Source organism: Flavobacterium sp., assembly GCF_017985075.1.
Taxonomy (GTDB): Bacteria; Bacteroidota; Bacteroidia; order Flavobacteriales; family Flavobacteriaceae; genus Flavobacterium.
The window spans coordinates 1-22,866 of record NZ_JAGNYF010000033.1 but is presented as its reverse complement, the minus strand read 5'-3'; the positions used below and the strand labels follow the sequence as shown (position 1 = coordinate 22,866).

The following is a 22,866-nucleotide window of genomic DNA, read 5'->3' as shown; positions in this document are numbered from 1 at the left end:
TAGCAGTTGATGCCTCAGGAGATTATTTAGTAGGAGGTGGTTTTGCAGCTACAATTTATGATGTAAATAATAATTCTGTATTTAATGGTGGTGGTACCACTGACTTTTTTATTGCCAAATTTGCTACGCAAGCTTGCCAGCCATTAAATAGTGAAAGTTTTGTAGAAACTAATATAGCTATTTATCCCAACCCCGTACAAAATATATTAACAGTTCCTGTAAAAGAAAATACCAAATATCAGTTGTACACTATAACAGGTGTTTTAGTAAAAGAAGGTAGTGTTACTACAGCTGAAAATACAATTTCAATTTCAGAACTATCAAGTGGTTGTTATGTATTAAAACTACAATCTGAAAGTAATAAAATTGAGACAGTGAAAGTAATTAAGGAGTACATAAACTAGAAATCATGAAAACAAAATATATCATTTACCTTTTACCTTTTGCCTTTTACCTTTTACCTTACATCGGATTTTCCCAGTCCTTCCAATGGATAAAACGAGGCGGTAGTAATGAAAACCCAGGAAATGAAAGTGAAACTGTATATAGTATTGCTACTGATAGTGAGAAAAACTACTATGTAATATCAAAAGTAGGCATGAGTGATTTGGATGTGGATGGGAATCTTAAAAATAATTTTGATAATCCAGGATTTGGCCCACAAGATACGATGTTAGCCAGTTTTGCTTGCAATGGCACTTACCGTTGGAGTAAAGTTTTTGGAGGAGGAGGAGGTGAAGTCATCAACTCGGTAGTAGTAGATAGTCAAGACAATATATATGTGGGAGGTAGTATGTCAAGTTGTGATCCTTATCCAGGCACACCCTCAGAGCCCTATCCATCACGTATTGATAGTGACTATTTTTTCTCAAACACAAATTCTGCCTGCACTAAAATTTTCTTTATAAAGTTTACAAAAAACGGAGTGTTGCAATATGTAAAGAGACCACAGCCCCCTGTTTCTATTTTTTCTGGAGCAACTTCAAATACTTCATCTGTTAGTTTTCAAATTCAAAATGATGTCATTTATTGGTATTTGTGGTTACCACCTGGTACTTATGCAGATGGAGCTTTTACTAATACTAATACTGATCCTTATACTCCATATGTTTTACAATATAATTTAGACGGTACTTTTATTAGTGCCACACAATTAGGCACTTTTCAAAATAGTGGATCAAGACCATATATAAAATATTACCGGAATCCAAATAATGGATTTCATTATGCAACTATAAGAAAAGGAGATTCATCAAGTACTTTTGCCATTAACGGGCAACCTGTTGTAAATTCTGTGGCATTAGTTTGCTATGATAATAATGGTACCTTTTTGTGGAAAACAGAGAATACAAGTACCGCCATAGGTGGCGTTTCGTTAAATGATTTAAGTTTTGATGGCCAAAATAACATTTTTATAGCAGGTAGTGTTACAGGATTAAATATGAGTAGTTTTTTAGGGTTAAGTCATCCTTTGTATGGAACAGGTTTTTTAATGAAAACCAACCCCACAGCTACTAATGCTATATGGACATCAACTCCTTCTAATACAACTTCTGGTAGGGTTTCTCCAAGAGCGATTTATAATAATGGAACTGAAATAGCCATTACAGCTTCTGCTGGATCTGGGCCTACTTTAACATGGAGCTCACAAACAACAACCGTGGCAGGTTCTAATCAAGGTACAGATGTTTTGTTAGCACGTTTTAATAGTGCTACAGGTGCTTGTATCAGTTTAAATAAAATTACTAGTAGTACCCCTTCCTCAGATTTTGGAGCAGCAATCACTAAAGACGCATCAGGTGATTATATAGTTGGTGGTGGTTTTGGTGGTGCGTTATACAATGTAAACAATGTTGCCACATGGAACGAGGGTGGTGATACTGATTTTTTTATAGCCAAATTTGCTACGCAACCTTGCCAGCCATTAAGTAGTGAAAGTTTTGAAGAAACTAATATAGCTATTTATCCCAACCCCGTACAAAATATATTTACAGTTCCTGTAAAAGAAAACACCAAATACCAGTTGTACACTATAACAGGTGTTTTAGTAATAGAAGGTAGCGTTACTACAGCTGAAAATACAATTTCAATTTCAGAACTATCAAGTGGTTGTTATGTATTAAAACTACAATCTGAAAGTAATAAAATTGAGACAGTGAAAGTAATTAAGGAGTATTGAAACTAGAAATCATGAAAACAAAATATATTTTTTACCTTTTACCTTTTGCCTTTTGTCTTTTACCATTTACCTTTTTTGGTCAAGAAAGTATTTCGTTTTATTTCGAAAACAACAAATCGGCATTAAATCAAGTTGAATTGACTAAATTAAATAAATGGATTAGTGCCAATCAAAAATCAAAAATACTTTCCATTACAGGATCTACGGATGAAGTAGGTTCTTCAGGTTACAATGATACGTTATCGCAAAAACGTGTAGATTATATTTTTAATAAAGTAAAACTTTCAGTAAAAATTAGGGAAGATTTTAAATCGATTTCTTTAGGAGAAAAAGGTGCAAAATCAAATAGTAAAGCAGAAAACAGAAAAGCCATTATCGTTTTTTTACAAGAAAAAGATTTAGCTAAAGAAGCCCTTTTAATTCAACCAAAAGTAGAGGTGGAAGTTCCAAAAGATAATCCAACAAACGGATTAATTCCAATTGAGGAAAAGGATATGAATTTCCCAGAAGGTGCTACTTTAGAAGAGAAAATTCAAATGTCTCGACCTGGAACTTTAATAGTATTGCCTGAAATTCAGTTTTATAAAAATTCCTTTGGCATTATGCCTTCTTCTCAAAGAGAAATATTTGAATTGATTCGAATTATGACAATGAATCCAAAATTATATATTGAGATTCAAGGACATATTTGTTGTGTGGATAAGGATATTCGAAATTTATCTTTAGATAGAGCCAGACAAGTTAAACGTATTTTACAATCGAATTACATTTTAGAACGACGTATAAAAGTAAAAGGATTTGGTGTTTCGAAACCAAAATTTGCCATTCCAGAAGCAACAGAAGAACAAGCTGCTGCCAATAGAAGAGTAGAAATTATGATTTTAGAAAAGTAAGTCAATTAGATAATTAGTCAATTAGTCAATGTTCCAATTATCTAAAAATCTAAAGATCTATTTTCTTAAACACACTTCCTCTTGGTTCGTTACCTTCTTGTAATACAGTTTCTGAATGTAAAAATTTTGCCGCTTCTGCAGAATCTTTAACTTTAGTAGCGCTTCGTGATAGCATTTCGGATTCAAAATCGTTTAGTACGCTTTTTCGAATTCCAATTTCTTTCCAGTTTGATGATTTCGTACATTTTTTTGTAATTTCTCTGGCTAAAGATAAAGCATCCAATAATGCTTGATTGGCGCCTTGCCCTTTAAATGGACTCATTGGATGTGCAGCATCACCAATTAAAGTTATGTTTTTACCCGTTTTCTCTAATAATGAAGTAAATATTATTTCTCTATCGTAAATAGGATAACCTGAAATTTCGGATTCTAAAGTAGCTTTTATTATTTCTGGAATAGGTGTGTGCCAATTTGTTCTTTGTATCGCTTGCTCTTTAAGCGAATTTTTGCCTTTTTTACTTATTTCTTTTGCTGCTTCTTCAGAAATGGGAAAACTAAGTTGCCACATTATAGCCTCTTTTGAATAGGGCATCATATATATGCGTTCTTTTCCATTGGCAGTTTGAAATACCGTAGCTCCATCGAGTAAAGGACTTTGAGTATTTTCAAGTGCGCTTAATTTACAAATTCCTAAAATCACCATACAATCTAAATATCGTAAAGGTGCAATTTCCTCTCCTAACAAAAATTTTCTTACTGAACTACGAATGCCATCTGCACCAACTAAAATGTCAGTTTGAACGTTTTTAATTTCACCGTTTACCAGAAAACTTAAATCGATTTTATTTGTATTCGATTCTTTAAAATCAACAAGTTGATGTCCCCATTTCACACTGTTGTTTTCTTCCAATTGGTCTAATAAAGCGCTGCGTAAAGCTTGCCTTGAAATGTGTAAGTTTGAATGTTTTGCTTGTTTTTTTGTATCGGATGGTAACCATTTTCTGAGTCCCCATTCGCCAATTATTTTTCCATCTGAAGTATGAACGATATGTTTTGTAGAAACTATTGCTTCTTTTAAAGAAAATAATCCGAAGCCTTTTATTGCTTTACTGGCTTGCTGAAGCGTTAGTCCGTATCCCTGTGATCTGTCTGCAAAACTTTTATCTCTTTCATAAAGTGTAAATGGGATTCCACGGTGTAAACACGCTACAGCTAAAGCAACACCGCCAATTCCAGCACCGATTATTGCTACGTGTGGGTAGTTTTCTTTATCAACTTGAGGAAAATTGGCAGAAGTAAGTATACCAGAGCCCAAACAACTTTTACAAGCTATTTGTTGGTTTATAGTTGTGACTTTTACTTGTTGAATAAGCGACTTTTTAGGTTGTCTCCGATTTTTTTTCCCTTGTCCTTTACAATTTTGACAAACTGACCAACTTGCAAATGAATTTTCTAACTTTTCCAATTCTAATTTTTAATTGTTTGGTATACAACTTAGCTGCAAAGGTTGTAAAAAATTCTGTGATACTATTTAATTCTAAATTGTTTTATTTTGAATTGGCAAATTGTCTCATTATCTTATTGGCACATTACCTAATTATTTATATCTTTGCCAAACACAACAAACAACACTACAATAATGAGTTCTGAAACGAGCCAACGCTACAATTTAAGAGGAGTTTCTGCTTCCAAAGAAGATGTGCATAATGCCATTAAAAACATCGATAAAGGATTGTTTCCGCAAGCATTTTGTAAAATTATCCCGGATTATTTAACACAGGATGAAGAGTATTGCATCATAATGCACGCCGATGGCGCAGGTACAAAATCAGCATTAGCCTATATGTATTGGAAAGAAACTGGTGATGTTTCTGTTTGGAAAGGTATTGCGCAAGACGCGTTGATTATGAATATTGACGATTTATTGTGTGTTGGAGCAACCGATAATATTTTGCTTTCATCTACTATAGGAAGAAATAAAAATCTAATTCCAGCCGAAGTCATTTCAGCTATTATTAATGGAACAGAAGAATTAATTGCCGAATTAAAAAAACACGGTGTTACGATTCATTCCACAGGTGGAGAAACCGCAGATGTAGGCGATTTAGTGCGAACTATCATTGTAGATTCAACGGTTACCGCTCGTATGAAACGTACCGATGTAATTGATAATGCGAATATTCAAGCGGGTGATGTAATTGTAGGTTTAGCCTCGTTTGGGCAAGCTTCTTATGAAACAGAATACAATGGCGGAATGGGAAGTAATGGTTTAACTTCAGCACGTCACGATGTTTTTGCGAAGTATTTGGCTCAAAAATATCCTGAAAGTTTTGATGCAGCTGTTCCAAACGAATTGGTTTATTCGGGTCAAACGAAATTAACTGATGCTGTTAAAAATAGTCCAATTGATGCTGGAAAATTAGTACTTTCTCCAACCAGAACGTACGCGCCAGTTATTAAAAAATTACTATCTAAATACAATTCAAATCAAATTCACGGAATGGTGCATTGCAGTGGAGGTGCTCAAACTAAAGTGCTTCACTTTGTAGACAACGTTCACGTAATTAAAGATAATTTGTTTCCAGTACCACCGTTATTTCAATTGATTCAAGAAAATTCTAAAACCGATTGGAAAGAAATGTATCAAGTATTCAATTGCGGACATCGAATGGAAATTTATGTACCTGCTGAAATTGCACAAGATATTATTGAAATTTCGAAGTCATTTAATATTGAGGCTCAAATTGTAGGAAGTGTGGAAGCATCAGATAATAAAAAGCTAACTATAGTTTCGGAATACGGAACGTTTGAATATTAAAGTATAATAACACAGATTAGAGAAATTTCAATAATTTTTAAAATTTATCTAATCTGTGTTGTTTAATTTTATAAATAATTATAATAACACACAACAACAAAACAAAAATGAATAATGTTTTAATTTTAGATTTCGGATCACAATATACCCAATTAATCGCTCGAAGAGTAAGAGAATTAAATATTTTCTGTGAAATTTTCCCTTTCGATAAAATTCCTGCCGATTTATCATCTTATAAAGCGGTAATTTTAGGCGGAAGCCCTTGCTCGGTGCGTTCGGAAGAAGCGCTTCATCCGGATTTATCTGAAATTAGAGGTAAAAAACCGTTATTAGCCGTTTGTTATGGTGCACAATATTTAGCGCATTTTTCTGGTGGAGAAGTAGCTGCTTCTAACACAAGAGAATACGGAAGAGCAAATTTATCTTACATTAAAGAAAACGAAGTGTTTTTAGAAGGTGTTTCTGATAATAGCCAAGTTTGGATGAGTCATTCCGATTCAATCAAAAAATTACCAACAAATGGTGTTAAAATAGCAAGTACAAAAGACGTTGAAAATGCTGCGTATAAAATTGAAGGTGAGACTACTTACGCCATTCAATTTCACCCAGAAGTTTACCATTCAACAGATGGAAAACAAATGTTAGAAAACTTCTTAGTTAAAATTGCAAAAGTGGAACAAACCTTCACGCCAAATGCTTTTGTGGAAGAAGTAATTGCAGATATGAAAGCCAAAATTGGTGATGATAAAGTAGTTTTAGGATTATCTGGCGGAGTAGATTCTACAGTTGCAGCGGTAATTTTAAATAAAGCAATAGGTAGTAATTTATATTGCATTTTTGTAAATAACGGATTATTACGTAAAAACGAATTCCAAAGTGTATTAGACCAATACAAAGGGATGGGATTAAATGTTAAAGGAGTTGATGCTTCTCAGCGTTTTTATGACGCTTTGGCTGGACTTGATGATCCTGAAGCAAAACGTAAGGCTATTGGAAATGCGTTTATAGAAGTTTTTGACGATGAAGCCAATCAATTAAAAGATGTAAAGTTTTTAGGTCAAGGTACGATTTATCCTGATGTAATTGAATCGGTTTCGGCTACGGGCGGACCTTCAGCGACTATAAAATCGCATCATAATGTAGGTGGTTTACCTGATTTTATGAAATTGCAAATTGTAGAACCTTTACGAATGTTATTTAAAGATGAAGTGCGTAGAGTGGGAGCTACATTAGGAATTGATCCTGAATTATTAGGTCGTCATCCTTTCCCGGGACCTGGTTTGGCTATTCGTATTTTAGGTGATATTACACCAGAAAAAGTAGCTATTTTACAAGAAGTAGATGCTGTTTTCATCAACGGATTAAAAGAACACGGTTTGTATGATAAAGTTTGGCAAGCTGGAGCAATTTTGTTACCCGTAAATAGTGTAGGTGTAATGGGAGATGAGCGTACGTATGAAAAAGTAGTAGCATTAAGAGCTGTAGAATCTACAGACGGAATGACAGCTGATTGGGTGCATTTACCGTATGAGTTTTTAATGAAAATATCGAATGAAATTATCAATAATGTTCGTGGTGTAAACCGAGTGGTGTACGATATTAGCTCGAAACCACCAGCAACTATTGAATGGGAATAAAAAGAAATAACTATTTAAAAAAGCAATGGCAATGTCAATATTTAATTAAAAATTTGGCATTGCTTTTTTATTTTTCAAATGTTGTAATTGAAATAATAATGCTTATTTTTGAAAAGTGATATTGAATCTGATTTTTATCATTATTCAACTTGGCATTGAAATTGCACCCAAATAAAAGATAAACCAACCTCTATGAAAAAAGCATATTATATATTGATATTATTTTTGGTAAGTGTACTAAATTACGCTCAAACCAAACATACCGTTACTAAAGGTGAAACTTTATATAGTATTTCAAAAAAATATAATATTACTTCTGAAGATATTCTAAAAGCCAATCCAGAAGTTAAAAACGGCGTTCAAGAAAATAGTATTCTGACCATTCCAAAAGCTGCAATAATAGGTTCATCTTCGCCAAATAAGCATATTATTCAACCTAAAGATACAAAATATTCTGTTTCAAAAAAATATGGAATTTCTATTGAAGAGTTGGAAAAACTAAATCCAGAAATAGCAACTGAGTTTGAAATCGGAACGGAAATTCGACTAAAAAAAGGTGTTGTTTTGTCCTTGCCAAAATCGGTAAAAAATATTGTATCGTCAGAAAACGTTATTTCTTACGAAGTTGAAGCTAAAGAAACGCTGTATAGTATTTCGAAAAAATTTAATGTTTCTATAGAAGAAATAATTGCCAAAAATCCATCAGCAAAAGACGGTTTAATTGAAGGTACGTTATTGGTTCTGCCAAAAAAAAGTAATTTAGTTGTAAAGAAAGATTCTATAATTTTAAAGAAAGAAAAAGTGAATTTATTAGAAAGTGTAAATAAAACCAAAAAAAGAAATTTAGTTTTATTAATGCCATTTAATATTAATAGAATTGAGAAAGATTCTTCTAAAACTAAAATCGAGTATTTAAAAACAGATAAATTTTTAAACATAACATTGGATTTTTATGCGGGTGCGTTAAAAGCTATTGATTCAGCTAAAGTATTGGGATTGCCATTTAATACGAAAGTATATGACACCGAATCTTCAAAATATTCATCTAATGTCGCTACAATTATAAAAAATAATGATTTTTCTAATGTCGATGTGGTAATTGGACCTTTTACCAATTCTTTCGTAGAACTTGCTGGGCAATTAGTGGATAAAAAAACAGCTGTTATTTCTCCTTTAACGAATGATGTTGGAGTAGGTGGATCGAATGTTTTTTATGCTATGCCAAATGAAACCATTCAAAAGGAAAAATTAATGGCGTATTTGCAAACTAAATCGGATGCTATTTTCGCCATTCATTCCTCATCAAAATCAAAATTAAGTACTTATTTTTCAACTAATTATCAAGGAGTTAAATCGTTTTATTTTAATGAAAAAGGAATTTTTGATTATGCGATTTTAAAATCTAATTTACAAAAAGGGAAAAAGAACTTTGTAATTTTAGATTCAGATAAAATTATACAAGTACTTTCTGTAGTCAATAATTTATTAAAACTTAAAAAAGAATTTGATATTCAGTTGGTGGTTATTGAAAGAAATGACGCTTTGGATTTTGAAGAAATTCCATCTAAAAATTTAGCTGCATTGCAAATGTTGTATCCTTCCGCTATTCGTGAGAATGAATCATCAGAGGCATTACTTTTTGCAAAAGCGTATAAAAAAGATAATAAAGTACAACCAAATCAATACGCAACTCGAGGTTTTGATGTTACGTTTGATGCTATTTTAAGAATGTGCCAGGAAGAAGGATTTTTCAAATCTGCTGAAACACAAATTTCGGAACAAATTGAAAGTCAGTTTAATTATATAAACAACACGAATAATGGTGTTTATATGATGTATTATAATTCAGATTTAACCATAAAACAAGCACAATAATGGCAACGTCAAAAGTAACTTATTTAGGCGATTTAAGAACATCATCGATACATTTAGCTTCTGGTTCAGAAATTATTTCAGATGCACCTATAGATAACAACGGAAAAGGGGAAGCGTTTTCACCAACCGATACAGTAGCAAATGCATTAGCAAGTTGTATGTTTACCGTAATGGGCATTAAAGCACAAGATTTAAACGTAGATTTTTCTAATTCTACAGCTGAAGTAACTAAAATTATGGGAACCGAACCGCGACGAATTATTGAAATTCACGTTACTTTTTCTATGAATGTTGAAGTAACGGACAAAGAAAGAATCATCTTAGAGAAAACGGCAATGACTTGTCCGGTATTGAATAGTTTACATCCAGATATTAAAAAGGAAGTGGTTTTTAATTGGAAGTGATTTAAAATTAGAAAATAATCAAACATTTATATTCTTTACTCTATTTTCTATACTCTATATTCCATATTCTCAAATAATGACCAACCAAGACCAACTCATCAAACTCGCTTACACTATAATGCCTTATGGTAAATTTAAAGGGCGATATCTTATTAATTTACCTGAACAGTATATTGTTTGGTACAAAAATAAGGGTTTTCCTGCTGGAACTTTAGGCGAGCAACTTAAATTGGTGTACGAGCTAAAACTAAATGGATTAGAAGAATTAATTCATACTATTAAAAAAAAATATCCAAAACCCTAAATTTAATACATAATTGACAATTTGACTTATTGATAATTGGCTAATTAATATTATCTTTGCGTGTTTTTAAATTCAATATCAGAGCGAACATTTTGTATGTTCCTCAAAACAACACAACAAACAACAATATGAATCAAACAAAATACATTTTCGTTACAGGTGGTGTTACTTCTTCATTAGGAAAAGGAATCATAGCAGCATCTTTAGCAAAATTATTACAAGCCAGAGGTTACAGAGCAACTATTCAAAAATTTGACCCGTATATTAACGTAGATCCAGGAACTTTAAATCCATACGAACACGGAGAATGTTATGTAACAGATGATGGAGCAGAAACAGATTTAGATTTAGGACATTACGAACGTTTTTTAAATGTACCAACGTCACAAGCAAATAATGTAACTACCGGTAGAATTTATTTATCAGTTATTGAAAAAGAACGTCGTGGCGAATTTTTAGGTAAAACGGTTCAAGTTGTGCCTCATATTACCAACGAAATAAAAGAACGTATGCAATTGCTTGGTAATTCGGGCGATTATGATATTGTTATTACAGAAATTGGTGGAACAGTTGGAGATATTGAATCGTTACCTTACATAGAATCTGTTCGTCAATTGGTTTGGGAATTAGGTGACAATAACGGAATTGTAATTCATTTAACGTTAGTACCTTATTTAGCAGCTGCGGGTGAATTAAAAACAAAACCAACGCAACACTCGGTGAAAACCTTGATGGAAAGTGGAATTAAAGCCGATATTTTAGTTTGCAGAACTGAACACGAAATTTCACAAGATTTACGTCAGAAATTAGCCTTGTTTTGCAATGTGAAAAAAGAAGCAGTTATTCAATCTATTGACGCTTCTACAATTTATAAAGTGCCAAACTTAATGCAAGAAGAAGGTTTGGATAAAGTAGCACTTAAAAAATTAAATTTACCAGAAAAAGCGACTCCAGATTTAAAACAATGGAACGAATTTTTATATAAATTAGAACATCCAAAACACGAAGTAAACATAGGTTTGGTTGGAAAATATGTTGAATTACAAGATTCATACAAATCCATTTTAGAAGCTTTTATTCACGCTGGCGCTACACAAGAAACGAAAGTCAATGTGGTGAGTATTCATTCTGAATTTTTAGATAAATCGAATGTAGCTGATAAATTACAAGGATTAGATGGTGTTTTAGTAGCTCCTGGTTTTGGTGGAAGAGGTATTGAAGGTAAAATTGAAGCGATTAAATATGTGCGTGAAAATAATATTCCTTTTTTAGGAATTTGTTTGGGAATGCAAATGGCTTCTATTGAATTTGCAAGAAACATACTTGGAAAAAAAGACGCCAATTCAACAGAAATGAATGAAAACACAAGTTATCCGATTATCAGTTTAATGGAAGAACAAAAAACAGTTACTGAAAAAGGAGGAACTATGCGTTTAGGTGCTTGGAAATGTTCTATTAAAGAAAATACTTTAGCACACAAAATTTACGGAAAAACAAATATATTAGAGCGTCACCGTCATCGTTTTGAATTTAATGGTGATTATTTAACAGAAATGGAAGCAGCTGGATTAGTAGCTTCTGGTTTAAACCCAGACACGGGATTGGTTGAAATCATTGAATTACCAAATCATCCTTTCTTTATTGGGGTGCAATACCATCCAGAATATAAAAGTACAGTTTTAAATCCACATCCATTATTTATGGGATTAGTGGCTGCAGCTGTTAAAAACAAATAAAAGCGTTAACTTGTAACGATTTTATTTAAACGCATACAAATTATAAATTTAATTCAACTCCGTTTGAGTTGCACATTCATATTATGGAAGAAAAAAAGTTTGACATTAAGTCGTTTATTGGTTTCACATTAATCTTCGGGATTTTAATGTGGATGATGTATTCAAACCAACCAACAAAAGAAGAATTAGCTGAAACAGCCAAAAAAGAACAAGCCGATAAGGAAGCAAAAACACCTAAAAGTGTAACGCCAACTACAACTCAATTCGTTCAAAAAACCGATTCTACTGGTAAAATTTCACCAGAAGCTTTATCTAAATTAGGTGCTTTCGCTTATGCAGAATCATTACCTACAGCTAAAGATAGCGCTACTTTATTAGCAAATAATGTATTGCGTTTAAAAATAGCCAATAAAGGTGGATACATTTCTGAAGCGACTATATTAAATGAAGAACAATTTAAAAAAGGTTCAGGAAAAGCGGTTCAAATTATTAAAGATAATAATGCAAACTTCAATTTAACTTTAACAACAAAAGACGGTAAAGTTATCAATACAAAGGATTTATACTTCGAACCAAAATATACGAAAGAAGGAAAAAATCAGGTAGTAACGATGCAATTAAAAACAGGTGAAAATCAGTTTTTAGAATACCGTTATGTAATGAAAGAAAACGATCATATGTTGGATTTTTCTATTCGTACACAAGGTTTGGAAAATGTATTAAATACTTCAAAACCAACCGATTTAGAATGGAATTTAAAAACCTATCGTAACGAAAAAAGTGTTTCTTATGAAAATAGATATACCGAATTAATTTACGAATTTGATAACGGAAAAGACGATTATTTAAATGCGGCTTCAGATAAAGAAGATACTGTAGAAGCAGTTACTTATGTAGCATTTAAACAACACTTTTTTACTTCTGTTTTATTAACAAACACACCATTTAAGAAAGTAGAGTTAAAATCTGATAATTTAGTAGATGATGAAAAAGTAGATACTGTTTTTACTAAAAACTTTACAGCTAAAATGCCTTTAGAGTTTAAAAATGGCGCTTTAAATTATGATATGAATATGTATTATGGTCCTACCGACTATAAAACATTAAGCGCTTACGATAAAAACTTAGATGAATTGGTTTCATTAGGTTGGGGAATTTTTGGATGGATTAATCAATTTGTATTTATTCCATTATTTGGTTTGTTATCAGGATTTATGCCTTATGGTTTTGCTATTATCATCTTCACGATTTTAATTAAAATTGCGATGTCGCCTATAACATACAAATCATTCTTGTCGCAAGCCAAAATGAAAGTATTGAAACCAGAAATTGCAGAATTGGGTGAAAAATTCAAAAATAACCCAATGAAAAAACAACAAGAAACAATGGCATTGTATTCTAAAGCAGGCGTAAATCCAATGGCGGGTTGTATTCCAGCATTAATTCAATTACCGTTTATGTATGCCTCGTTTCAGTTTTTCCCTTCTGCTTTTGATTTAAGACAAAAAAGTTTCCTTTGGGCAGACGATTTATCTTCATATGATTCCATTTATAAATTGCCATTTAATATACCTTTTTATGGTGATCACGTAAGTTTGTTTCCAATATTAGCAGCTATTGCAATTTTCTTCTATATGAAAATGACAACAGGCGACCAAGCAATGCAAGCGCCTCAACAAGAAGGTATGCCAGATATGGGAAAAATTATGAAAATTATGATTTATCTTTCTCCGATTATGATGTTGGTTTTCTTCAATAATTATGGTTCTGGTTTGAGTTTATATAACTTTATATCAAACTTAATTACAATCGGAATTATGTTAGTTATAAAAAAATATGTTGTTAACGAAGAAAAAATTCACGCACAAATTCAAGTAAATAAAACGAAACCAAAAACGGAATCGAAATTTCAAAAGAAAATGCGAGAGATAATGGAACAACAAGAAGCTCAAAAGGCATTAAACCAAAAGAAAAAATAAATTCTTTAAAAACCTGTTCTTGTTGAGAACAGGTTTTTTTATACTATTTTTGTAAAACAATCGTTGTATTAATTTAGAGATAAAAAAACATATTAAAAAATTTTATAATATATGAAAAAACTAATTTTTATTGCTTTTTTAGTAGTTGCAAATTTGGTTTCAGCACAAGATAAATTAAATCAATTTGACGAACAAGGCTTGCGTCATGGTTTTTGGAAAGGTGTTCACGAAGAAAGTAAACGTCCAAGATATGAAGGCACTTTTGAACACGGAAAAGAAGTTGGCACATTTAAATATTTTGACGATACCAAAGCTGGAACTGTAATTGCTACAAGAGATTTTTCAAAAAATGATGGTTCTTGTTATACCATTTTTTTCGACCAAAAAGCAAATAAAGTTAGTGAAGGTGTAGTAAAAAATAAACTTTTTGAAGGGCAATGGAAATATTACCATCAAGAATCTAAAGATATTATGACGCTTGAAAATTATAAAAACGGGAAGCTAAATGGAGTTAGAAAAGTGTTTTATAAAGCTAATAAACTTGCGGAAGAAATAAATTATATTGAAGGTAAGAAAAATGGCATTGGAAAAACATTTGCTGAAAACGGAAAGCAAATAGACCAACATCAATACGTTAATGATTTGTTTGAAGGTATCGCCATTTATTTTGATGGGAATGGAAAAAAAATGTATGAAGGTACCTATAAAAATAATGTGAAGGTTGGAATTTGGAAATTTTACGAAAACGACAAAGTTGTAAAACAAGTTAAAGCAGATAAATTTTCAAAGGAATTAAAAAAAATGGAACAAAAATTAGCTAAGAAATTTGCTAAAAGTACTCCTGTAGAAAAACCAGTTGAAGAATAATAACAAAATATAAATGAAACGAGTAGTTGTAGGACTTTCAGGTGGAGTAGATTCAAGCGTTGCAGCCTATCTTTTAAAAGAGCAAGGTTACGACGTTATTGGACTTTTTATGAAAAATTGGCACGATGATTCCGTAACTATTTCAAATGAATGCCCGTGGTTAGAAGATAGTAATGACGCTTTATTAGTGGCTGAAAAATTAGGAATTCCGTTTCAAACCGTTGATTTATCAGAACAATATCAAGAGAAAATTGTTGATTATATGTTTTCAGAATACGAAAACGGTCGAACGCCAAATCCAGATGTGTTGTGCAACAGAGAAATTAAGTTCGATGTTTTTATGAAAATCGCCGTTTCGTTAGGAGCAGATTTTGTAGCAACTGGACATTACTGCAGAAAAAACACAATTGAAGTTAATGGAAAAGAAGTACATCAATTATTAGCTGGTAAAGATGACAACAAAGATCAATCGTATTTTTTATGCCAATTATCACAAGAACAATTAGCAAAAGCATTATTTCCAATTGGTGAGTTAACCAAACCAGAAGTTAGAGAAATCGCCACTAAAATGGAATTGGTTACGGCTGAGAAAAAGGATTCTCAAGGTTTATGTTTTATTGGAAAAGTGCGTTTACCAGAATTTTTACAACAAAAGTTACAACCAAAAGAAGGTCTAATTATTGAAATTCCTTCTACTAATGAAATTTATAATTCTATACTTCCAAATTTTGAAAACACTGAAGAGTCATTAGCTTTTTATGCTAAAAATAAAGACTATTCTAATGCAAATGGAATCGTAAAAGGAAAGCATCAAGGTGCTCATTATTTTACAAACGGACAACGTCGTGGTTTAAATGTTGGTGGTACAAAAGAAGGCTTATTTGTAATTCAAACGGATGTAATAAATAATATTATTTATGTTGGAGAAGGCGCCAATCATCCTGGTTTATTCAAAAACACCTTATTCATAAAAGGAAACGAAGTACATTGGATTCGTCAAGATTTAAAATTGAATGTAGGAGAAACTAAAAATGTAATGGCACGAATTAGATACCGTCAACCGTTGCAAAAAGCAACTTTACATCAATTTGAAAGTGGTATGTATGTACAATTTGAAAATCCGCAATCTGCTATTACTGAAGGACAATTTGTAGCTTGGTATATAGATGATGAATTGCAAGGTAGTGGTGTGATTTCTTAAGTAGAATTTTATTATATTTGGTAAAACTTTGTAATTATGAAAAAACTATACTTTTTACTAATTTTAGGGATAGCTAATTTCGGATATGCTCAAATTGAAGATGCTTGGGTGTATTTTAATAACAAGCCAAGTGCAGCAACTTATTTAGCTAATCCACTAACGATGTTGACACAACGTGCGTTGGATAGAAGAATTGCTCAAAATATTTCTTTAGATGTTACGGATGTTCCTGTGGAGCAAAGTTATATTACTCAAATTGCGGCATCAACTGGTATAACAGTTATGGCAAAATCAAGATGGATGAATGCGTTGCATATTCGAGGCACACAAATAAACATCCAAGCTTTAACAAGTTTAAGTTTCGTAAATCATGTTACTTTTGCCAACCATTCCTTAAATCCTGGTGGAAGAGTTTCTCAAAGCAATAAAATTTCAGCAGTAAACAAACAATTAGATGCTCAAGTAATTTATAATTATGGAGATTCCCAGAATCAAATAGAAATGCTTAACGGACATTTATTGCACCAACAAAATTTTACTGGACAAGGAAAAGTTATTGCTGTTTTAGATTCGGGATTCTTAGGAGTTAATACAGCACTTCCATTTCAAAATTTAATTACAAACAATCAAATATTAGGCGGATATAATTTTCCTGATCAAAACACTAATTATTTTTTCAGACACAATCACGGTTCAAATGTTTTATCTACTATGGGCGGATTTGCAGAAGGGCAATTAGTTGGTACAGCTCCAAATGCAAAATATTATTTATTTATCACAGAAGATATTAATTCAGAAAATCCTGTAGAAGAATCCTATTGGGTGGAGGGTGCTGAATTAGCAGATTATTATGGTGCGGATGTAATTAATTCGTCTTTAGGATATTTTGGATACGACAATCCTAATTATTCTCATCAATATGATGATATGATTGGAAATAAAACATTCGCTTCCAAAGGAGCGAACATGGCTTTTAATAAAGGAATTGTAGTAGTAATTAGTGCTGGTAATTCAGGAACCACAACTGATCCTCATATTGGTACACCAGCAGATGCCATTGGTGCATTAACAATTGGTGCTGTTAATAGTTTAGAACAATACGCAACCTTTAGTTCTATAGGTCCTTCTTATGATGGACGAGTTAAACCAGATGTTTGCGCTAAAGGTTTAGGAACAACCGTTTGTTCTCCAACGGGTACCATATATAATTCAAGTGGCACTTCATTTTCTAGTCCTGTTATTGCTGGAATGGTAGCTACATTTTGGTCAGCTGTACCTAATTTAACAGCGCAGCAAGTGGTTCAATTCATTAAACAATCATCAGATAATTATAGCAATCCAACCATACAAAAAGGGTACGGAATCCCAGATTTTCAATTGGCATTAACGGCTGCTCTAAATATGGAAATAATTGTGGATGAAGATCCAAAATATTTTACAGTCTATCCAAACCCAACAGAAAACCTTATGTTTTTGCGTCTTGAAGATGCTTCAGAAAAGGGTATGATTGAAATCATTAATACTTTGGGACAAAAAGTAGCTGAAAAAGAATTTGAAGGTTCTTATAACGCTTTTATAGATTTAGAAGATTTACCAAAAGGTATTTATTATTACAGATATTTATCTACTAAAGAACATGTTGGTAAAATTATTAAAAAATAGGAGTACAGATAAATGAATAGAATCACACAATTATTTGGAATAAAATATCCAATTATTCAAGGAGGAATGATTTGGAATAGTGGTTACAAACTTGCAAGTGCAGTAAGTAATGCTGGAGGATTAGGACTTATTGGTGCAGGATCTATGTATCCAGAAGTGCTAAGAGAACACATTCAAAAATGTAAAAAAGCAACATCAAATCCATTTGGAGTAAATGTTCCAATGCTTTATCCAAATATTGAGGAAATCATGCAAATTATTGTAGAAGAAGGTGTGAAAATTGTCTTCACTTCTGCAGGAAATCCTAAAACGTGGACCAATTTTCTTAAAGAAAATGGAATTATTGTAGTTCACGTGGTAAGCAGTTCTAAATTTGCTTTAAAAGCACAAGAGGCAGGTGTAGATGCTGTTGTAGCCGAAGGTTTTGAAGCTGGCGGACACAACGGTAGAGAAGAAACGACAACACTTACTTTAATTCCAATGGTAAGAGAAAATATTTCTATTCCATTAATCGCAGCTGGTGGAATTGCCACCGGTAAAGGTATGTTAGCCGCTATGGTTTTAGGAGCTGATGGAGTTCAGATGGGAAGTCGATTCGCAGCTTCGATAGAATCAAGTGCGCATATTGACTTTAAAAAAACAATCTTAGAAACACAAGAAGGTGAAACACTGGTTACTTTAAAAGAATTAGCGCCGGTTAGATTAATTAAAAACAAATTTTTTAATGATATTCAAGCCGCTTATGACAATTGTGCTTCCGTAGAAGATTTAAAAACGTTATTAGGTAGAGCAAGAGCTAAAAAAGGTATGTTTGAAGGTGATTTAGTAGAAGGTGAATTAGAAATTGGTCAAATTGCAGGATTAATCCACGATATTCTTCCAGTTGAAACGATAATAAATAATGTGATTACCGAATTTAATTCAGCAAAAGGTAGTGTAAATGAAATTCAATTTTAATTTATATAAAATGAAAAAAATAGTTATTGTATTGTTTTTAGGTTTATGTTCACAATTGGGATTTTCTCAAACGTATCAATTTAAAACAGTTAATTATTCTGTTTCTCAAAAAAACGCAAAAGGCGAATGGTCTAAATGGTCTAAAACGTTACCAACCGAACTATTAATTAATTTAGATAGAGACAAACATCGCTTTGTAGTGTATTCTGAGATTATTCAATTGTATAGTATTTTAAAATATGAAGACAAAGTTGAAAACGAATCAGGAACTTCAAATAAATATTTTTGTGTTGATAATTTAGGTATAGATACGGCCATTACTATTATATCTCCAAAAAATGCAGGAAGTAGCAAACAAATTTACATAGCAAATGATGATATGATAATTGAATATGATTTAATTTATTTAGGCGAAAAATAATATCTCTTGCGAACTAATAGTATAAAACACATAACAAATCCAACTCTTTTTAAAGAGCAAATTTCACTTTGGAGTCAGCAATTTAGAGAAGTAACTATTTTAGATAGTAATTCTCAAAGTAATGAAAATCAATTATATAAAACATATGATTTCGTAGTTGCAGTAGATGCTTTTACTTCTATTCAAACCGATTTTGAGAAAGCATTTGAAGATGTATATCAATATCAATCCAAATCAAACGATTGGCTTTTTGGATATTTAGCTTACGATTTAAAAAACGATGTAGAGCATTTACAATCTCAAAATTTTGACGGATTAGGTTTCCCTGATTTGTACTTTTTTCAACCAAAAAAAATCTTTTTATTAAAAAACACTACTTTGGAAATTCAATATCTAAATATGTGCGATGATGAAATTGATTCCGATTTTGAAGACATTTTAAATCAAGAAAAAGGCGAAAGTGAAGAATCAAAAGTTACTATTCAACAAAGAATTTCTAAAGAAAATTACCTTAAAAAAGTTAATAAAATGCTTGCTCATATTCATCGAGGTGATATTTATGAAGCTAATTTTTGTATGGAATTTTATGCCGAAGAGGCAGTAATTGCACCATATGAAGTTTATAAAAAATTAAATGAAATTTCAAACGCTCCATTTTCAGTTTATTTCAAGAAAAATCAACATTATTTGCTTTCAGCTTCACCAGAACGGTATTTAAAAAAAGAAAACGAAAAAGTGATTTCTCAGCCAATAAAAGGTACTGCGAAACGCAATTCAAATTCAGAATTAGATGAGCAGAATAAACTAGCGCTTCAAAACAATGCCAAAGAGCGTTCAGAAAATATAATGATTGTTGACTTGGTTAGAAATGACTTGTCACAAACCGCAACAAAGAGCTCAGTTGAAGTTGAAGAACTTTGTAATGTGTATTCTTTCAAACAAGTACATCAAATGATTTCAACTATAACTTCAAATGTTGCACATACCACTTCACCCATTGAAATTTTACGAACCACTTTCCCAATGGGAAGTATGACTGGCGCACCGAAAATTTCTGCAATGAAAATTATTGAAGATTTGGAAGAAACAAAACGAGGATTGTATAGCGGAGCCGTAGGCTATTTTACACCTTCAGGAAATTTTGATTTTAATGTGGTTATTCGAAGTATTTTGTATAATTCGGATAATAAATATTTAAGTTTTTCTGTTGGAAGTGCCATAACTTCTGAAGCTATTCCAGAAAATGAATATGAAGAATGTTTGTTGAAAGCAAAAGCTATGTTTGAGGTTTTGAGGGAAAAGTAACATTTTTTCAAAGCATCAAAGTAACAAAGTATCAAGAATAGTGATTCTTTGTTTTTCTATGTATAGCGAGGCTACTTAGTCTAACAATCATTTTTCTATATTCCTATGTGTTTGAAAAAAGTAAAATAAAAAAAGGTAAATGTTAAAAAAATAGCCACTGATGTTATTGATTACCTCAGATAAAATCCGTGAAATCTGTGAAATCTGTGGCAATAATATCGCACAATTAATTTTTTATCAAACAGAGTAATGCTTTGGATCTAAAATTAATTAACGTTATAAAATGAAAAATTGTTAAATTTGCTAATAAATAAACTAAAAGTCTAAGTAGAATGATAGTAACTTATCCCTTATCACTTATCCCTTTTTAACTTAAATAATGCTTCAAAAACTAAAAAGTCATATTCAACAAAATTTTTCTTTCTTACAAGAAAAAAAACTTCTTGTGGCTACTAGTGGTGGCTTGGATAGTATGGTTTTAGTACATTTATTTCAAAAATTAAATTTCAATTTTGCTTTGGCGCACTGCAATTTTCAATTAAGAAATTTGGAAAGTGATGAAGACCAAAAATTTGTTACTAATTACGCCAAGCACCATAATATTCCTTGTTTTACTACAAAATTTGATACTAAAAAATATTCTGAAACACATAAATTATCAACACAAGTTGCTGCCAGAAATCTAAGGTATGATTGGTTTAATGAAATTTTAGTCCAAGAAAAATTCGATTATATTATTACTGCGCATCACGCTGATGACGATGTGGAAACATTTTTGATTCATATTTCTCGCGGCACAGGTTTAGAAGGTTTAACAGGAATTCCATCGCAAAACGGAAATATTATCCGACCAATGTTGCCTTTTTCTCGTAAAGAAATTGAAAATTACGCATCTGAAAACCAATTAGTATGGCGAGAAGACAGCAGTAATGCTTCGGATAAATATGTAAGAAACATAATTCGACATCATATTGTCCCCGTTTTTAAAGAAATAAACGATTCTTTTTTATCTTCGTTTCAAAATTCGTTAGAACATCTTAATCAGCAACAATCTTTAGTTGATGATGCTGTGAAACTGGTGTATGAAAAAGTAGTTTCAGAGGAAAACCAACAAATTAAAATTAATATTGCTGCCTTGCTTCACTATACAAATTATAAAGCGTATTTATACCAATGGCTTCATAAATATGGGTTTACGGCTTGGAATGATGTTTATGATTTAGTACAATCGCAAACAGGAAAACGCATCGAATCTGAAAATTATATTTTATTAAAAGATAGAGATTATTTACTTCTTTCTCAAAAAAGAATGATAGATTTTGAAACTATTGTTATTAATTCTGTAACTGAAAGTACTAATTTTCCGTTAAATTTCAGTTTTTGTAACATAAGTAACATTTCAAATCAAAACAAGAACATTATATTTGTGGAAGAATCGAAGTTACAATTTCCGTTAATCATAAGAAAATGGAATGAAGGCGATTTCTTTTATCCAGCAGGAATGCAAGGCAAAAAGAAAGTAAGCAAGTATTTTAAAGATGAAAAATTTTCACAATTTCAAAAAGAAGCTACTTGGATATTAGAAAGTAATAATCAAATTGTTTGGATAATTGGACATAGAGCTGACGAACGATTTAAACCAGAAAACACCAATCAAAATATAATACAAATTACATATAACAATGAAAAAAATAGTTAGTTTATTCGCCCTGTTTCTTACCTTTATGGGTACAGCACAAATTGTAGAACCAGTAAAATGGACTTCAAGTGTTGTGAAAGTTTCTGATACTGAAGTAGATTTAATTATCTCAGCAAGTATTGAAAATAATTGGCATTTGTATTCGCAATTTACTCCTGAAGGTGGTGCCTTACCATTGGTTTTTACGTTTAAAAATCAAAAAGGAAACTACCAATTAATAGGAAAAACTAAAGAAGGTAAATATAAAAAATCGTTTAACGAAATATTTGAAATAGAAGAATATTACTTTCAAACTTCGGCAAAATTTATACAACGAATTAAAATACTAAATCCCAAATTAAAAACAATTTCTCTTTTGGCAGATGGTCAAGCGTGTATTGATGGAAAATGTGTGCAAACTGAAGGAAATTTAGTTTTTAATTTACCAGAAATAAAGGCAACTGAAGCTAATTCAGGTCTTGCTTTGGATTCAGTTTCAAAACCAACAGATACGGTTGCAACAACTGAAACGGATACCGCAAAGCAATCTGTTGCACCAGTAAAAAATTCAAATAACGCTACTCCAAATAAAGAAGAAAAAAGTTTATGGACTATTTTCTTTTTAGCCTTTTTAGGCGGTTTCGCAGCGCTTTTGATGCCTTGTATTTTCCCAATGATTCCGATGACAGTTAGCTTTTTTACGAAACAAAGTAAAACAAAAGCTGAAGGTATTAGAAATGCCATCATTTATGGCTTAGCCATTATTGCAATTTATGTCTTGTTAGGTTCATTAATTACAGGAATTTTTGGCGCAGAAGCACTTAATGAATTATCAACAAGTGTTACATTTAATTTAATTTTCTTTGCCTTATTAGTAATTTTTGCACTTTCATTTTTAGGCGCATTCGAAATAGTTTTACCAAGTTCTTGGGCTACAAAAATTGATTCAA

General features: G+C 31.7%; 19 protein-coding genes. 18 read left to right on the top strand and 1 reads right to left on the bottom strand.

Annotation, left to right across the window (positions count from 1 at the left end; translation table 11 throughout):
- From KA468_RS07530 to KA468_RS07520, 3 genes are all read left to right on the top strand, one after another.
- Positions 1-404, top strand: a 404-nt coding sequence (locus KA468_RS07530) for a T9SS type A sorting domain-containing protein (protein ID WP_291242329.1), incomplete at its 5' end; no start/stop codon positions are given.
- A gap of 5 nt (positions 405-409) precedes the next feature.
- Positions 410-2,179 (top strand): T9SS type A sorting domain-containing protein, encoded by a 1,770-nt coding sequence (locus tag KA468_RS07525; RefSeq protein WP_291242328.1) that lies wholly within the window; start codon positions 410-412, stop codon positions 2,177-2,179.
- 11 nt (positions 2,180-2,190) lie between these two features.
- The gene (locus tag KA468_RS07520) at positions 2,191-3,072 is read left to right on the top strand and encodes an OmpA family protein (RefSeq protein ID WP_291242327.1); all 882 of its coding nucleotides are present in this window, start codon (positions 2,191-2,193) and stop codon (positions 3,070-3,072) included.
- 49 nt (positions 3,073-3,121) lie between these two features.
- On the opposite strand, the gene KA468_RS07515 is transcribed toward KA468_RS07520, so the two are convergent.
- Positions 3,122-4,537 carry an FAD-dependent monooxygenase gene (locus KA468_RS07515; protein WP_291242326.1) on the bottom strand — a complete coding sequence of 472 codons (1,416 nt, stop codon included), beginning with the start codon at positions 4,535-4,537 and terminating at the stop codon, positions 3,122-3,124.
- Between the two features lie 174 nt (positions 4,538-4,711).
- On the opposite strand from KA468_RS07515, the gene KA468_RS07510 reads away from it, so the two are divergent.
- The 15 genes from KA468_RS07510 to KA468_RS07440 all read left to right on the top strand — a co-directional run.
- Positions 4,712-5,890, top strand: a complete 1,179-nt coding sequence (locus KA468_RS07510) for an AIR synthase related protein (RefSeq protein ID WP_291242325.1) — start codon at positions 4,712-4,714, stop codon at positions 5,888-5,890.
- 107 nt (positions 5,891-5,997) lie between these two features.
- Complete coding sequence (gene guaA, locus KA468_RS07505; RefSeq protein WP_291242324.1) at positions 5,998-7,527, top strand: glutamine-hydrolyzing GMP synthase; 1,530 nt, start codon at positions 5,998-6,000, stop codon at positions 7,525-7,527.
- Between the two features lie 192 nt (positions 7,528-7,719).
- A complete protein-coding gene (locus tag KA468_RS07500) occupies positions 7,720-9,402 on the top strand; it encodes a LysM peptidoglycan-binding domain-containing protein (protein ID WP_291242323.1) in 1,683 nt (560 codons plus the stop codon).
- Complete coding sequence (locus KA468_RS07495) at positions 9,402-9,806, top strand: OsmC family protein (protein ID WP_291242322.1); 405 nt, start codon at positions 9,402-9,404, stop codon at positions 9,804-9,806. The genes KA468_RS07500 and KA468_RS07495 overlap by 1 nt, the downstream gene beginning before the upstream one ends.
- A gap of 76 nt (positions 9,807-9,882) precedes the next feature.
- The gene (locus KA468_RS07490) at positions 9,883-10,110 is read left to right on the top strand and encodes a DUF3820 family protein (RefSeq protein ID WP_291242321.1); all 228 of its coding nucleotides are present in this window, start codon (positions 9,883-9,885) and stop codon (positions 10,108-10,110) included.
- Positions 10,111-10,238: 128 nt separating this feature from the next.
- The gene (locus KA468_RS07485; RefSeq protein WP_291242320.1) at positions 10,239-11,846 is read left to right on the top strand and encodes a CTP synthase; all 1,608 of its coding nucleotides are present in this window, start codon (positions 10,239-10,241) and stop codon (positions 11,844-11,846) included.
- Between the two features lie 83 nt (positions 11,847-11,929).
- Complete coding sequence (yidC, locus tag KA468_RS07480) at positions 11,930-13,825, top strand: membrane protein insertase YidC (RefSeq protein WP_291242319.1); 1,896 nt, start codon at positions 11,930-11,932, stop codon at positions 13,823-13,825.
- Between the two features lie 111 nt (positions 13,826-13,936).
- Entirely contained in the window at positions 13,937-14,692 is a 756-nt protein-coding gene (locus KA468_RS07475; protein WP_291242318.1) for a hypothetical protein, read from the top strand.
- 13 nt (positions 14,693-14,705) lie between these two features.
- Positions 14,706-15,893: a tRNA 2-thiouridine(34) synthase MnmA gene (gene mnmA / locus KA468_RS07470; protein ID WP_291242317.1), complete on the top strand. Its 1,188-nt coding sequence runs from the start codon at positions 14,706-14,708 to the stop codon at positions 15,891-15,893.
- A gap of 36 nt (positions 15,894-15,929) precedes the next feature.
- Positions 15,930-17,555: a S8 family serine peptidase gene (locus KA468_RS07465; protein WP_291242316.1), complete on the top strand. Its 1,626-nt coding sequence runs from the start codon at positions 15,930-15,932 to the stop codon at positions 17,553-17,555.
- A gap of 12 nt (positions 17,556-17,567) precedes the next feature.
- Positions 17,568-18,512 carry a nitronate monooxygenase gene (locus tag KA468_RS07460; RefSeq protein WP_291242315.1) on the top strand — a complete coding sequence of 315 codons (945 nt, stop codon included), beginning with the start codon at positions 17,568-17,570 and terminating at the stop codon, positions 18,510-18,512.
- Between the two features lie 10 nt (positions 18,513-18,522).
- Positions 18,523-18,933, top strand: coding sequence for a hypothetical protein (locus KA468_RS07455; protein WP_291242314.1), 411 nt, complete (start codon positions 18,523-18,525; stop codon positions 18,931-18,933).
- A 6-nt stretch (positions 18,934-18,939) separates the two neighbouring features.
- Positions 18,940-20,238, top strand: coding sequence for an anthranilate synthase component I family protein (locus tag KA468_RS07450; RefSeq protein WP_291242313.1), 1,299 nt, complete (start codon positions 18,940-18,942; stop codon positions 20,236-20,238).
- Positions 20,239-20,617: 379 nt separating this feature from the next.
- Positions 20,618-21,937 carry a tRNA lysidine(34) synthetase TilS gene (gene tilS / locus KA468_RS07445; protein ID WP_291242312.1) on the top strand — a complete coding sequence of 440 codons (1,320 nt, stop codon included), beginning with the start codon at positions 20,618-20,620 and terminating at the stop codon, positions 21,935-21,937.
- On the top strand, positions 21,921-22,866 hold a 946-nt coding region (locus KA468_RS07440; RefSeq protein ID WP_291242311.1), incomplete at its 3' end, for a cytochrome c biogenesis protein CcdA. The genes tilS and KA468_RS07440, both read left to right, overlap by 17 nt.